This window comes from Halioglobus sp. HI00S01 (assembly GCF_001635445.1).
Lineage (GTDB): Bacteria > Pseudomonadota > Gammaproteobacteria > Pseudomonadales > Halieaceae > Halioglobus > Halioglobus japonicus.
The window spans coordinates 397,552-411,775 of sequence record NZ_LWEE01000110.1 but is presented as its reverse complement, the minus strand read 5'-3'; the positions used below and the strand labels follow the sequence as shown (position 1 = coordinate 411,775).

Annotated in this window: 12 protein-coding genes and 1 tRNA gene; 6 read left to right on the top strand and 7 right to left on the bottom strand. The window is 58.7% G+C overall.

The window, feature by feature from the left end; all coding sequences use genetic code 11:
• Positions 1 to 11: 11 nt before the first annotated feature.
• Positions 12 to 944, top strand: a complete 933-nt coding sequence (locus A3709_RS14700) for a glycosyltransferase family 2 protein (protein WP_066056067.1) — start codon at positions 12 to 14, stop codon at positions 942 to 944.
• Entirely contained in the window at positions 937 to 2,640 is a 1,704-nt protein-coding gene (locus tag A3709_RS14695) for a hypothetical protein (RefSeq protein WP_066056064.1), read from the top strand. The genes A3709_RS14700 and A3709_RS14695 overlap by 8 nt, the downstream gene beginning before the upstream one ends.
• Here the strand turns inward: A3709_RS14695 and A3709_RS14690 are convergent.
• From A3709_RS14690 to A3709_RS14675, 4 genes are read right to left on the bottom strand one after another with little or no spacing between them, the layout of a single operon-like run.
• Complete coding sequence (locus A3709_RS14690; RefSeq protein ID WP_066056061.1) at positions 2,637 to 3,764, bottom strand: acyl-CoA dehydrogenase family protein; 1,128 nt, start codon at positions 3,762 to 3,764, stop codon at positions 2,637 to 2,639. The two genes, A3709_RS14695 and A3709_RS14690, sit on opposite strands and share 4 nt — an antisense overlap.
• A gap of 9 nt (positions 3,765 to 3,773) precedes the next feature.
• Positions 3,774 to 4,955 (bottom strand): acyl-CoA dehydrogenase family protein, encoded by a 1,182-nt coding sequence (locus A3709_RS14685; protein WP_066056058.1) that lies wholly within the window; start codon positions 4,953 to 4,955, stop codon positions 3,774 to 3,776.
• A 22-nt stretch (positions 4,956 to 4,977) separates the two neighbouring features.
• Complete coding sequence (locus A3709_RS14680; protein WP_197484202.1) at positions 4,978 to 5,994, bottom strand: TIGR03617 family F420-dependent LLM class oxidoreductase; 1,017 nt, start codon at positions 5,992 to 5,994, stop codon at positions 4,978 to 4,980.
• 12 nt (positions 5,995 to 6,006) lie between these two features.
• Positions 6,007 to 6,888 (bottom strand): fructosamine kinase family protein, encoded by an 882-nt coding sequence (locus tag A3709_RS14675; protein WP_066056054.1) that lies wholly within the window; start codon positions 6,886 to 6,888, stop codon positions 6,007 to 6,009.
• 75 nt (positions 6,889 to 6,963) lie between these two features.
• On the opposite strand from A3709_RS14675, the gene A3709_RS14670 reads away from it, so the two are divergent.
• Together A3709_RS14670 and A3709_RS14665 are read left to right on the top strand one after the other, a co-directional pair.
• Positions 6,964 to 7,040: transfer RNA gene (locus A3709_RS14670), tRNA-Val, on the top strand.
• A 165-nt stretch (positions 7,041 to 7,205) separates the two neighbouring features.
• A complete protein-coding gene (locus A3709_RS14665) occupies positions 7,206 to 7,610 on the top strand; it encodes a DUF3604 domain-containing protein (protein WP_066056051.1) in 405 nt (134 codons plus the stop codon).
• 52 nt (positions 7,611 to 7,662) lie between these two features.
• On the opposite strand, the gene A3709_RS14660 is transcribed toward A3709_RS14665, so the two are convergent.
• Entirely contained in the window at positions 7,663 to 9,339 is a 1,677-nt protein-coding gene (locus A3709_RS14660) for an AMP-binding protein (protein ID WP_156507771.1), read from the bottom strand.
• A gap of 93 nt (positions 9,340 to 9,432) precedes the next feature.
• On the bottom strand, positions 9,433 to 10,938 hold the full coding sequence (locus A3709_RS14655; protein ID WP_066056049.1) for a hypothetical protein: 1,506 nt from the start codon (positions 10,936 to 10,938) through the stop codon (positions 9,433 to 9,435).
• Positions 10,939 to 11,145: 207 nt separating this feature from the next.
• On the opposite strand from A3709_RS14655, the gene A3709_RS14650 reads away from it, so the two are divergent.
• Together A3709_RS14650 and A3709_RS14645 are read left to right on the top strand one after the other, a co-directional pair.
• Positions 11,146 to 12,318 carry an acyl-CoA dehydrogenase family protein gene (locus A3709_RS14650; protein WP_066056045.1) on the top strand — a complete coding sequence of 391 codons (1,173 nt, stop codon included), beginning with the start codon at positions 11,146 to 11,148 and terminating at the stop codon, positions 12,316 to 12,318.
• Positions 12,319 to 12,334: 16 nt separating this feature from the next.
• On the top strand, positions 12,335 to 13,075 hold the full coding sequence (locus A3709_RS14645; protein ID WP_066056042.1) for an enoyl-CoA hydratase/isomerase family protein: 741 nt from the start codon (positions 12,335 to 12,337) through the stop codon (positions 13,073 to 13,075).
• Here the strand turns inward: A3709_RS14645 and A3709_RS14640 are convergent.
• Positions 13,072 to 14,082 (bottom strand): AraC family transcriptional regulator, encoded by a 1,011-nt coding sequence (locus tag A3709_RS14640; RefSeq protein WP_066056040.1) that lies wholly within the window; start codon positions 14,080 to 14,082, stop codon positions 13,072 to 13,074. The two genes, A3709_RS14645 and A3709_RS14640, sit on opposite strands and share 4 nt — an antisense overlap.
• Positions 14,083 to 14,224: the final 142 nt, after the last annotated feature.

Below are 14,224 nucleotides of genomic sequence, written 5' to 3'. Positions count from 1 at the left end.
GGAGCATTGTCTTGCAAACCCTGACGGCGGTAGTGCCGGTCTATAACGAGGCGGAAGTTCTCGACGCTTTCCACGCACGTCTGACGGCAGCGTTAGCCGGACTGGATCTGGGCTGTCGGGTGCTCTATGTCGACGACGGTAGTGACGAGGCCTGCGCGGTTCGGCTGCGTGAGCTGGCGCACGAGCATGACAACGTCGGGCTGCTGGTGTTGAGCCGCAATTTTGGCAAGGAAGTGGCGATTAGCGCCGGGCTTGATCACGCCGAAGGCGACGCGGTAATACTGATTGATGCCGACCTACAGGATCCCCCCGAGTTGATCGCCACGTTTGTGGAGCAATGGCGTGCCGGATACGACGTGGTGTATGGGCAGCGTACCGAGCGGCGTGGCGATTCCAGACTCAAGCGTGCCACGGCTGCCGTTTACTATCGCGTTCTCAATGCGCTGAGCGAGGTTGAGATTCCGCAGGACGTCGGTGACTTCAGGTTGCTGAGCCGCCGTGCCGTGGACGCCCTCAATGCACTACCCGAAAGACACCGTTACATGAAAGGGCTGTACGCCTGGATCGGCTTTTCCCAGGCGGCTGTGCCCTATGTCCGCGAGGCGCGCGCCTCCGGCAGCAGCAAGTGGAGCTATTGGAGGCTGTGGAACTTCGCGATGGAGGGGATAACCTCCTTCTCCACATTACCCCTCAAGGTCGCCACCTATCTGGGCATGTTGGTTTCCAGCCTGTCGTTTATGTATGGCCTGTATATGCTGGTTAAGACGCTGATCTGGGGAAACCCGGTGCCCGGTTACCCGTCGCTCATCGTGATTGTGTTGTTTCTCGGTGGGGTGCAGCTTATGTGCCTCGGGGTGATCGGCGAATATCTGGCGCGCACCTATACCGAGAGCAAGGGGCGCGTGCTTTATCTCACCCGGGAGTATCACCCGCCTCGTGACTGACCCGCGCGATCGAACCGAACTCGCAGTAGCGCGCATTCTCCTATATTGCGCCGGTGCAGTGCTGTTTCTATCCTTTGGCTATACCGAGATGGCCGGCTCCGACCTGTGGTGGCATATTGCCGCAGGCCGGGAGCTACTCCAGACAGGGAGCCTGTGGATGGTGGATGACTGGTCGTTCACCGCCCGTGGCGATGACTGGCTAAACCACGAGTGGCTGGCGGACATTCTGTTCTATAGCTGGGTGCAGCTGTTCGGTCTGCCGTCGCTGGTGTTCTGGAAGTGGTTGGTAGTGATCGCCACCTTCCTGATGCTGCAGCGGGTGTTATGGCGTCAGGGCGGCAATGGTCTGGCGGCCTTCCTGGGCGCGGCCATGGCGGCCGCGTTAGCGGAGCCCTTCGTGGATATAAGGCCGCACCTATATACCTTGCTCGGCTTTGCCGTGTTGCTGTGGCTTGCCCTTGAGCGATCTCCCTCCCGCCTGTGGCTGGCACTGCTGTTTCTGGTCTGGGTAAACGTGCACGGCGGCTTCTTCTTCGGCCTGATGGCCCTGGCGATCCTGATCTTTCCCTGGCGTGATTTCAGCTGGCAGCGCTTTGCAGTTGCGGTGGTGACGGGCTTGGTGTGTGTGGCCGCGGCGGCGCTGAATCCTTCAGGGATAAAGACATTTCTGTATCCGCTGGTGTACGCCTTTGATCAGACTTCACCGTTTCGAGAGTTAGCCGAATGGCATTCCCCGTTCCGTCCAGGTGGGATTCAGGCGCCGCTGTTTTTCTACGTAATGTGGCTGCCGGCCTTTGCTGTTTTCTATGCCGTGCCTGTCGTACGCGAGCGCACCGGCGTGCCTTGGGCAGCGCTGGTGCTGTGTGCATTGAGCCTTGCCATGGCGTTGACCAGCCGTCGGTTTATCCCCCTGTTCGGTATGTCGCTAGCCTTGTTACTGACTCCACTGCTTGCGCTCGCATTGTCGTCGATTCGTCATCGCATTCTGCAGGTGGGCTTCGCGGCGGCATTTCTGTTGATAGCGCTGATGCGAATGCTGCCCTTCAATTTGCAGGCGGCGCCTAACTTCCACTACCTCACGGCTGAATACTCCTACCCCACAGATACGGTCGACTTTATGTTGGCCAATAATTTAAGCGGCAACGTATTTGCACTGTACAACTGGGGTGGTTATTTGCATTTACGCAGTGATGGCCAGTTGAGCGTGTTTATCGATGGTCGCGCGGATACGCTGTACACCGCCGGTGACTACTTCGCCTATCTCGCCGTGCAGCGCGCGGAGCCCGCTTGGATTACGCTGGTAGAGGAATCTGATGCGGATTATTTCCTGTGGCCGATAGGCCGCAGCGGCGGTGCCGAGAAGTATCGCCAGCTCGTGGCAACCGGGCGCTGGCGCGCGATCTACCAGGATTCGGTTTCCTGGCTGGCGGTGCGTGAAGGTGTGGATTTGCCGGTGGAAGTTGTCGCCCCGCCGGCGTCGCCACTGCACTTGCTCACGCAAGGTGTTCTCGCCGCAGGGGAGGGGCGCCAGGACGAGGCGCTGGCGATGGCCAACCAGGTTCGGGAAACACTCCCCTGGCAGCGCGGCGCCTGTCAGCTACAGCTGGATATGCTGCGCCGACAGGGCCGTCTGGATGCGGCTCAGGCGGTGTACTGGGATTGCCTGAGCTATTTCCCTACGCGCTACCTACGCTAGCTTGCGGCCAGAAACTCGCGGGCAATCTCTTCGCCCAACTGGCCGGTCAACTGAGCGCTGTTGCCCATGCTCAACTCGATCTGGCGCGCCTGCAGGCAGTAGCGGAACAGCGGGTAATCGCGGTCGACACCCGTGCCACCATGGCAGTGCTGTGAAGCCTGGCTAACCCGGTGAGCGACATCGCCGCACCAGATCTTGGCGATGGTCACAGCTTCTTCTGCGGGCCTTCCCTGATCGATCAGCGATGCTGCCTGCTGGGTGACCAGGCGCAAGCACTCGATGTCGATGTAGCAATCGGCGACCCGATGGCTCACCGACTGGAAGGTTGCAATGGCGCGACCGAATTGCTCACGTTCGCTGGTGTAGGAACCGGTGATGCGCATCATCTTGTCGCACAACCCAAGCATGGATGCACACAGTGCAGTGCGGGTTGCCTGGGTCGCCCAGTTCATCGCGTCGACAGCTGTAGTGCCCGTGGCGACGATGTCCTCGGCGGGCACCTGGACGTTGTCCAATGCTATTTCGTGCCGTAATTCATTGGCTGTCACTAGCTGTGGTGAAAGTGTCACTCCGGCGGCCTTGGGGTCTATCAGGGCCACGATGAGTTGTCCGTCACAGTTGGCGGACAGCAGGATGCGCTGGGCCTGATCGGCCAGGCTTACACAAATCTTGGTGCCGCTGACGGCATAGCCGCCCTCGGTCGCCTTGGCACTGGTGGCGGGAGTGGCGGGATCCTCGTTGCCGTATTCTTCCAGCGCCGCTGTCACGATACTGCCTCCGGCAATCGCCGACAGCCCCTGCTCCTTAAGTGCATCGCTGCCAAAGCGTCGGAGTGTACCTGCGGCGCTGACCAGCACCGGCACCACAGGCGCCGGTGCGGCTGTTCTGCCGACTTCTTCGCACAGCGCGGTAAGCGCAAAGAAACCCAGGTCAGTACCACCTTGCGGTTCGGGGATGTCCAGCCCCAACAAGCCCGCCTCGGCGAGTGCTTCCCAGAGCTTGCTGTCAAACCGCACATGTTCGCCGTCGAATGCCTTCAGTTGTTCTGCGTCACTGAAGTCGTTGAGAATCTGTTGTGCCAGTTGTTGGACGCTGGCGAGTTCTTCTGCAATGGTGAAATCCATAGTGTTCTCCTAGCGCGTGCGGGGCATCCACAGCCCCGCCATGGCGATAATGTCTCGCTGTACTTCATTGGTGCCGCCGCCAAAGGTGAGGATGGAGCCCACCCGCCAACGGAATTCGAGTTTGCCTTGCAAAATGGCGCCTGGTGAATGTGCAGCAATGCTCCCTGCGCCACCCATGCACTCCAGCAGGAGGCGATAGAGTTCCACAAAGAACTCACTGCCATAGACCTTGGCCGTGGACGCCTTGGCCATATCGAGCGGGCCCTGGTCCATCATCCATGCTTGGTTCCAGCACATGATTTTGAGTGCCTCCAGACCGACCTTCACCCGGGCGAGATTGTGCTGCACCCAGGGCTGTTCGATCACCTTGCCGCCGCTGGGCGCCTTGGTTTCTGCGGCCCATTCTGCAACGCTCTCATAGAGTGAGTGAACCTGGCCGTGCGTGAACAACGACAGGCGCTCGACGTTGAGCTGGCTGGTGATCAGTTTCCAGCCGCCATTGATCTCTCCCACGCGGTATTTGTCGGGTATGCGCACGTCCTCGTAGTAAGTGGCATTTGTACGCGCGCCGAGGGTCCGAACCGGGGTGCAGGAGTATCCGGGGGTGTCGGTAGGCACCAGGAACATTGTCAGGCCCTTGTGCTTCTTGTCCGGGTCCGGGTCGGTGCGGGCTGCAAGCCACACGTAGTCCGCGTAGTTGGCCAGGCTGGTCCACATTTTCTGGCCGTTGATTACCCAGTCATCGCCATCGCGTTCCGCTTTGGTGCGCAGGCTGGCGAGATCGGTACCGGCGTTTGGCTCTGAGTAGCCGATGGCAATAGTCACTTCGCCGCGCTTTACACCGCCAACGACTTCTTCCCGAACGTCGTCGTTAGCGTTCTTCGCAAGGACTGGGGCGACAGCCTCGGTGGTGAGAAAGGGGTAGGCGAAACCCGAGCGAATCACTTCGTCGGTGAATACGTACTGTTCGATGTGAGACAGCTCTTTGCCGCCCAGATCCTTGGGCCATGACAGTCCGATCCAGCCATCAGCCCCCATACGCGCGTATTGTTTGCGAAATTCCGGTCCGCCGCCTTCCTTGAGATCGTCGTCTTTCATTTCTTCGAGAAGCTCTGGCGTCATGACAGTTTTCATGTACTCGCGAACTTCCGTTTGCAGTGCCTTCTGCGCTGCGGTGAGTTCAATATTCATTGGTTCTCCCCAACCATTGGGTTCAGTTTTCCGTGTTGCGTATGTCAGTGAGTAACTGGCGCTGCGTTTCAGTATCCCCACTTTCGAAGGTGCATTGCCAGTTGTCGATCAATGTGCCGAAGCGGCTCTTGAATGCCGTTGGCATTTGCGCCAGGTCCTCACAGACCAGAGCAAAATTGTCCAGAATGTCGCCGTCGATCAGGTTGCCAAGTTCGTCCCAGCGGCCCTGGCGCGTCAGGGCGTTAGCCTCTGTCTGGAGATCGCCCCAGCCGTGCAGTTCCAGCACCGGACGATAGGCGGGTGTTGAAGCATAGAAGCCGAGCTGGGCCTTCACTGCCTGCAAATTCTGTTTGAACGAGGCCTCGTCAGTGCCGCAGACCACCATGGCCGGGCAGTTGATCTCAAAGTCGCTGCGCTCGCGGCCAGACGTTTCCAGGCCGCGCTCGACGGCTGGCAGGGTGACCTCGCGTAGGTATTTTGGGGAGGTGAAGCCGTGGGCGATCATGCCGTCGGCTACCCCCGCGGCAGTCTCTGTCATCAGCGGACCCACTGCAGCCACATTGACCCGCGGCGCCTCGCAGCCGTTGTTGGGTGGCGTGAACATGGGCGTCATCAGGGTGTGGTTGTAGAACTCGCCCTCGAAGGCGAGCTTCTCGCCGGTCTGCCAGCTGTGCCAGATGGCCTTCATAGCCCGCACGAATTCACCCATGCGCGCAGCCGGGCGCGACCACGGCATACTGAAGCGGCGGGTGATGTGCGGCTTGATCTGCGAGCCGAGTCCCACACTGACGCGACCACCTGAGAACTGGTTAATGTCCCAGACCTGCTGCGCAACGGTCATGGGGTTACGGGCAAAGGCAACTGCGATAGAGGTCGTCAGGCGGATGGCCTGACTGTGCTCAGCTGCCATCAGTAATGGCAGGAATGGGTCGTTGTTGATTTCGGCAGTGAACAGCGCGTCGTAGCCGCGGTTTTCCAGTTCCGCAGCGGCAAGAGGGGCCATGGCCAGGTCAGATCCCAGCATGCCGGACACTTTCACGACAGCTTGTCCTTAAATGTGCGCCAGTAGTCTCGCTACCATGTCCTCGGCCTGCCCGGCGTAGGCGCCGCTAAACAGGTTGTAGTGATTGAGCACGTGGTAAAGGTTGTATAAGACTTTACGCGTGCTGTAACCCGGATCAATGTCCCAGGTATCGCGGTAGGACTGGTAAAAGCGATCATCAAAGCCGCCAAACAGCTCGGTCATGGCGAGATCTGTTTCCCGGTCGCCGTAATAGATAGCAGGGTCAAATAGGACGGGCCGTCCCGATTGATCGGCGGCGACGTTGCCTCCCCAGAGATCGCCGTGCAGTAGCGATGGCACCGGGTTATAGCTGCCGAAGAAGACCGATAATACCTCCATCAGGCGCTGGCCGTTGTCGTAGAGTCGAGCCGGGGCACCGTTTTCCTGGGCGAGCCGCAATTGGTAGTGGAGGCGCTGCTCGCGGTAGAACTCGATCCAGCTATCGGTTTGCATATTCAGTTGTGGAGTGGCTCCAATGGTGTTGTCTCGGCTCCAGCCGAAGAAGGTGGCAGAACAGCGATGCATGGCCGCAAGTTGCCGGCCCAAGGCAGCGCTGGACTGTGGTGAGATTGGCCCGAGTTCTATGTACTCCATGGCCAGCCACGCGTGTTTGCCGTCGACCCCGGTGGCGACAGGGCGGGGTGCCCGGATGGTGCCGCTATCCGACAATGCTGCCAGCCCGGCTGCCTCAGCCTCAAACATGGGTAGCCTGTCGTGCTGGTTAAACTTCACAAAGTAGCGGGCCCCGTCACCTTCAAGACAAGCCGCCTCGTTGATACAGCCGCCCCCCACAGCCCGGCTGTGTCTGGCGACAAATGGCGGCCCTGTGGCCGCCGAAATCGCTGCCGAAATGCCTTCCCAGTCGCGCAATTTTCCCCCCTCTTTGCCGCCTGATATTGGGTGTTGAGCTCTGCGGGCGAGATGCTTATAATGCCCGCCCTCTTCAGGACTATAGCTCAGTTGGTTAGAGCGCTACCTTGACATGGTAGAGGTCCCCAGTTCGAATCTGGGTAGTCCTACCAATACCAAAAGCCCCGGCATTCGCCGGGGCTTTTTTTTGCCTTGAATGTCATGCCATCAGCGCATCGGCTCGTATCTATAACCGCCTCTTTATCCGCGCAATTTCATGAACTTTAGCTATCTTTTGAGTACCACCCGTCCTCTGGTTCAATCAAGAGGAAGTGATTGTGCGCACCCAAAGTATTCGCAAGCGTATTCTGGCTACCGCCGTGGCCGCCTCTGCCCTGGCCGACGACAAAGTCCTGCTGTGGGGCGACACCCACCTGCATACCAATCTCTCCCCCGGCGCCTATATGAACAAGAACACCACAGTCACGTCGGATACTGCCTATCGTTTTGCCGGGGGCGTGGCGGTGATCGCCGACGATACGCGTGCTAAGGTGAAGCTGGAGACGCCGCTAGATTTCCTAGCCGTGACTGACCACGCTGAGTGCGCCGGCGTCCCCAAACTATTGTGGGGTGGTGACGATAACTTCGTCCAACATGAGTCGCTAGACAGATACCAGCGTGTCCTAAGAGAGAGAGTCGAAACCCAAGGTGGCGGCGAGCGCAGAGGCGAGGCTCGTTCGTGAGATAGTTCAGGGCATGACGCTCATTGTTATTTCCTTGCGTTGCGAATCTGTTTTAGTGGTCGGCGAAAATCACGCGTTGTGGCTGTGATTGCCAATAGGGCACCCGGGGCATGTAGGCCTTATCGACCTCGGGGCGCTTGATCTTCAAGGTCGGTGTCACGATGTTGCTCTCCACCGTCCAGGGCGTTGGAAACACGATGATTTGTGACAGGTTTTCGTGTTTGTCCAAAGAGGCGTTAGTTTCTGCCAGTAGCGATTCCAGCTCACGTTGCAGCGTCGCATGATCATGGCTGGCATCCTCGGCCAAAGTTACCAGCGCAATAGGCTGTGGCAGGTTGGCGCCCGTGACACACACAAGCTCCAGGGCGGTGTGCCGCTGCAACTTGTCTTCTATTGGCGCAGGGGCGACGTACTTGCCCTTGCTGGTTTTGAAAATATCCTTGATACGACCGGTGATTTTCAGGTGTCCGTCGGCACTGATTTCGCCCTTGTCGCCAGTGTGAAGGTAGCCTTCGCTGTCGATGGTTTGAGCGCTGAGCTCGGGTTCTTTGTAATAGCCGAGCATATTGGTCGGCGACTTCACCAGAATTTCGCCCTCGGCAGAGAGTTTGCAAATCACATGGGGGTTGGCATTGCCCACATAGCCGATACGGGCCTGGCCCGACTGGGTGGAGTGCGAGTAAGCGAAGTTCTCGCTCATCGCGTAGCCCTCGAGAATGTCGATGCCGAGATTGCTGTACCAGCGCATCAGCGATGTGGACAGAGGAGCAGCGCCGCTGATGGCGATGCGTAGCTTGTCCATGCCCAGTGCACCGGTAAGTTTGCGGCGAATAATGCCGGCGACAATCGGTAACCGCAGAAGCCGTTCAAGTTTTTTCTCCGGGACCTGTTCCAGCACCCGCTGCTGCAGCTTGCTCCAGATTCTCGGTACGGCGAAAAATAGGGTGGGTCGAGCCCGGCGCAGGTCGTCGGCAAACGTGTCCAGTGAATGGGTGAAGTAAACCCGGAAACCGTTGTATAACTGATTGATTTCTACTGCGGCGCGCTCGGCCACGTGGGCCAGGGGCAGATAGGAAAGCATGCGGTCTTGTTCGCGGGTGTCGTACAGATCTCCGGTCAGTTGGCCCACTGTCGCCAGGTTTGCGAATGAGTGCATCACGCCTTTGGGCATGCCTGTGGTGCCGGAGGTGTAAATAATCGTTGCGAGTGCTTCCAGTGGTTGAGACGGTTCGCCGGGCATTGGTAACTGTTCGCGCAGGATGTCGCCCCAGCGAGTCGTCCCTTCTGCAATCTCAGTCGAAGCCAGTGGCAGGCTGATCAGAGACACCTGTTCCGGGATGCCGGCGCGAATGGTCTCCCAGTCCTGCAGTTTGCCCACGAACATGATCTCAGCTTCGCTGTGTTCAAGCACCTTGCGAACAGTATCTGCGGCGAGAATCGGGTAGAGCGGCACAGAGATGTGGCCCGCCATCCAGATCGCCAGGTCGGCAATAATCCAATGGCAGCAGTTGCTGGACATGAGTGCCACGCGGCTGCCCGGGGCTAGCTCTTGAGCCTGCAGGTAGCTGGCAATCCGCCTGGCCTGCTGGCCCACGTCACGCCAGGTCAGCGACTCGACCTCACCCTCGGGGCCGGGTTGCACGAAGCAGATGTCGTCGGCGTTCTCCCGCTCGCGAGCGTAAAAGGCTTGTAGTGGTCCCCGCTGGATCTCTGGCAAAACGCTGGTCATGGCTGTAGCTTCCCCGGATTGTGATTAGGGTGTTCATATTAGGCATGGCCTGCAGCGCGGGGAGTGGCCCGGGCGATCAAATAAACTGGCTCCTCAGAGCGCGAACTCGTTACCGGCCTCCGTCGCGGTGACTTGTCCGGCTTTGCCGATAATGTCACCCTCCAGCATCCGGGCCAGGGTGCTGCTATTCGCTTCGACATTCGCCAGGATTCTTTCGCCGCTAGGGTTGGTAGCAACGATGAACCCGCGTTGGGGGCCTGTTTTGTCGTAAGCGACGGTATAGGCCTCTACGGTAGCGGTCCCCTCGGGGTTGGCCGCCAGCGAGCAGCGAGGGCTCTCGTCCACCTCAGCCTGCAGGCTTTCCGCATCAATAGGTTGCCAGGGCTGGGTGGGTGGCTCGCTGGAATAGATGCCCACTGAATGTTTGGTCAGGTACAGGCCATTGGCTGTGACCAGGCCGTTGCCGCCAGTCTTGCCCAATTGATCTGCCATCTGGGCAATGGCGTGCAGAGAGTAGTTATTGCCCGGTCCGCCGAAGAAAGGTAGCCCGCCGGTCACGGTAACGCCGCGGTTATCCAGAGGATCAAGGCCAATCTCGTTGCAAGCGATCTCTACGGCGCAGGGAAAACAGCTGTAGAGATCAAAGTGGTCGATGTCTTCAAGCGTCATGTCTGCCGCGGCGAGACTGGCGTTCACCGCCTTGCCAATGGCCGGGGCGCGTTTTAGGTCCGGTCGCTCACTGACATGCCATACCTCGTTGATATCTGTGCCGCTGCACAGGTAGATGCACTGTGATTCGGGAATGCCCAGTTCAGCAGCGTGTCCTGCGGTGGTCATGATAATGGCGGCTGCCATGTCTACCGCCAGCAGTGCATTCATAGCTTTGGTATAGGGATAGCCTATATAGCGGTTGCCCTTGTCGGGCGTGGCAATCGCGTCGGCACTGAGGCCTTCCTGACGCCAGGCGTACGGGTTGTCGGCCGCTACAGCGGCCATGCTCGCGCACAATTCGGCAGATAGTGACTGGCCGTTGTTGCTGTGCCGCAGCGCGGACTCAAACAGCGGGTAGGTGTTAATCGGTTCGTACAGACCGTGAGCCTGCTCGCTGCTGTTCAGTCCATCCTTGTCTTCGGGGCCAACCATCGTCGGCGCCTCGCAGGGCTCACCCATCCAGCTGCTAATGTCTGCGCCGCTGCGCATGGCACTGAAAAAATTGTGAATAAATTCCGCACCGTTAACCAGGACTGCCTTGAACTCGCCTTGCGCAAGGCGATTGGCAAAGTGGTTGACGAGAAACTGGGGTGTGTTGCCGCCTATGCCGGTTTGAAAACACTGGGGGTTATCCAGGCCGACGCGTTCGGCGATGACCCGACCCGGGTTGCGGGGAAGTAGTGGCGCGAGGTTGGGGTCGGTATCCATGATGAAACGCACCGTGGCGATGGCATCCACACTGTCCGCCAGAACATCGCAGTTGGCATTGGCCAGTACCTGCCGGCTAATCGACTCCAGGGCGTTCAGAGGGGTGCGCTCGGCATCTGGTTCGGGCCACGTGTGCTGAGCGTAGGCAACAATGACGGGTGCATTTGGATTTGACGGCATGGCTTGGTTCTCGCATCGAATATTGGCAGGCAACGAATCTGCGTTTGTGTACGCAAACTGTCAAGCTAACGGCGGCGCACGGCGACATTTTGATTGCCACGGGCAGGCTTTTTGGTTGCTGCAGATATTGTTCATAGACCGGTGTGGGTTGACCATGAAAGTGTCAGAGAACTTGCGGCGGTCACGCCGCCTTTCATGGAGAACAAGATGTCGCTGGATTTCGATAGCGCACGCATGCACAACCCGGATCTGAATGAGGAGCACGATGCATGGCGCGAGCAGTTGCGCCGCTTTATTGATAAGGAGATTGTGCCCAATGTGGATACCTGGGACGAACAGGGCTTCCTGCCAGCTGAGCTGTGGGGCAAGGCGGCAGCGTTTGGCCTGTTGGGCCTCGGTTACCCGGCTGAATACGGAGGCACCGAAGAGGGCATCGATCTCTGGCACCGCAATATCGTGAGTGAAGAGTTGTCGCGGACCAGTCTGGGTGGTCTGCCGAGTACATTGTTGTCCCACGGTATCGGCCTGCCGCCGGTCGTCGCCTTTGGCAGTGAGGCGCTGAAGGCAGAAGTCATTCCGCCGATTCTCGCCGGAGAGAAGCGCATTGCCTTGGCAATTACTGAGCCCTCGGGAGGCTCGGACGTTGCGAACCTGCAAACGACAGCGCGTCGCGAAGGTGATTACTACATCGTCAATGGCAGCAAGACCTTTATCTCTGGTGGTATGGGCGCCAACTGGTTCACAACCGGGGTTCGCACCGGTGGAAACGGTATGGGTGGCGTGTCGGTGCTTGTCATTCCTGCCGATGCCGAGGGCGTGAGCCGCACGCCGCTGGATAAGAAGCAGGGCTGGTGGTGTTCAGACACGGCCACTATTTACTTCGACAATGTCAAAGTTCCCGCGGTTAATCTGCTGGCAGAAGAAGGGCATGGCTTTATCGTAATCGCGAATAACTTCAACGGTGAGCGCATGGGTATGTGTGTCATGATGGAGGCGAGTGCGCGGGTGTGCCTGGAAGAGGCTGTGGCCTGGGCGCAGGAACGCAAAACCTTCGGCAAGCGTCTGGCCGATCACCAGGTCATTCGCCATAAAATCGCTGAGATGAAACAGCAGATCAACGCTTGTCAGGCCATGATTAATCACTGCACCCGGGAGATTATCGCGGGCCGCGCGGTGTTTGGAGATATTGCCCTGCTCAAGGTTCAGTGTAGCCAGACCATGGAATTCTGTGCCCGCGAGGCCATGCAGATTCTGGGTGGCATTGGTTACATGCGCGGCAACAGGGTTGAGCGTATTTACCGTGAAGTGCGGGTCAATGCCATCGGCGGCGGCTCAGAAGAAATCATGCGCGATCTGGCCGCGCGCCAATACCAACTATAAAAAACGGTAAAAGATAATGAGTGAAAATTTGAAGGTAGGGATAGAGAGCGGCATCGCGACATTGACGCTTAATCGTCCGGAGTCCATGAATGCGCTGAACCATGCGTTGTTCCGGGAGCTGGAGATCGCGATTGCCGATCTGGGTAAGCGCGATGATGTGGCCTGTGTCATTCTGTGTGGAGAAGGAAAGGCCTTTTCTTCTGGGCACGATTTGCGCGATATCGAATCGGGGGGAGAGACGGAACACTCTCAGTACGAGGCAACGGTTCTGGAGGCGCTGGCCAGCTTGTCAGTGCCGACCATTGCCCAGGTGCATAAATACTGTTTCACGGGCGCTCTCGAGCTTGCGCTGGCCTGCGACCTGATCTTTGTCGATGAGGCCACAGTGCTGGCAGATACCCACAGTCAGTGGGGGCTTAGCCCGGTATGGGGAATGACGCAGCGCCTGCCGCGCCGCGTTGGCGCCGCCCGTGCCAAAGACATGATGTTCAGTGCCCGACGCGTTGGCGCCGAGGAGGCGCTGCGGATCGGGTTGGTCGATCGGGTGTTTGCAACCGGCGAACTAGCCTCGCAAACGCGTGACTATGCGTTGGCTGTGGCGAAGAATTCACGCCATAGCCATCAGGTGTGCAAGAGCATCATTGAAGCGACTGACGGCTTGCGCCTGCATGAAGGTCTGGATTACGAATACACCAACAGCCCCGGCGCCTGTAGCGATATGCAGGCAAGGGTGGCGGTATTCACCAGTAAGTCCTAAGATTTTTTCTCGCGGGCCGTATACGCCCGCGGCGTCACGCCTGTCCAGCGCTTGAACGCGCGGAAGAACGAGGTCGGCTCAGAGAAACCAATGCTCTCGGCCACCTCCTCAATGCTCATGACACCTCGGTTAAGGTTGTAAATCGCGGTATCCCTGCGCAGGTCGTCCTTGAGCTGTTGATACGAGGTGCCTTCCTCGCGCAGCCGTCGGCGCAGTGTGCCGGTGGTGGAGTGTAGCTGGGACGCCACCCATTCGAAGTCGGGAAATTCATCAGCGACGCTGGGCTTGATCAGTTGAGTGACCTTGGCCACGTGGCTGTTGCGCTCATCCGGGCTCGCCATGAGTTGAGCGCCGGGAATTTTCAGGAACGCTTCAAGATCGGCCTCGCTGCGGACGATGGGAGCATCGAGATAATTGGCACTGAAGCTAATGCAGTTGCGGTTGCGGCTGAAATGAATCGGCGCACGGTACAGCAGGTTGTATGCCGCAGCGTGCTCCGGCCTCGGGTGTGCAAAACTGGCACTCTCAAGCGGAATGTTCTGACCGATCAGCCAGCTCGCCAGGCGATGGATAATCGCCAGGAAGGACAGGACCAGCAGCCGCTGTGGTTCGGAATCGTCGCCCAGAGGGGCAAACACATAGTGGGCAATGCCGTCGACGACCTCTACTGATGTCACACTGCAATCCGTAGTGACCGAATGGAAGGGCGTGGCGCGCTCGATAAAGGCGCCCAGCGTAGGCGCGTGAATACAGGCGTAGCAAATCAGTGCGAATGTGCCCGGCCTGGAGGGTTGTTCCACCAGTCCACAGTATTCATCGTTGAGCTCGGCGGAAATCAGATCGACCAGGGCTGAATACTGGACGGCCGGAATGCGCGCCCGTGCGCCGTCAACCACCTCCCTTGAGATGTCCAATTGCTCCAGCGCAGCCTCGATGTCACAGCCCTTCAAGGTGGCGCCGTGCAGCAGTGCGCGGACAAATACAGCGGGTACTGTCGATATTTCCATTCAGTTAAAGCCTTATAAAACAGACGCTTAGCGCGTTTCGGCGAGATTGACAGTTTGGGCTATAAAAGTGCGTGTTTCAAGCCATTAAAACCTGTCGACAGCTGTCCGAGAATACGCGCTGATCAGCGAAATATCGGAGACC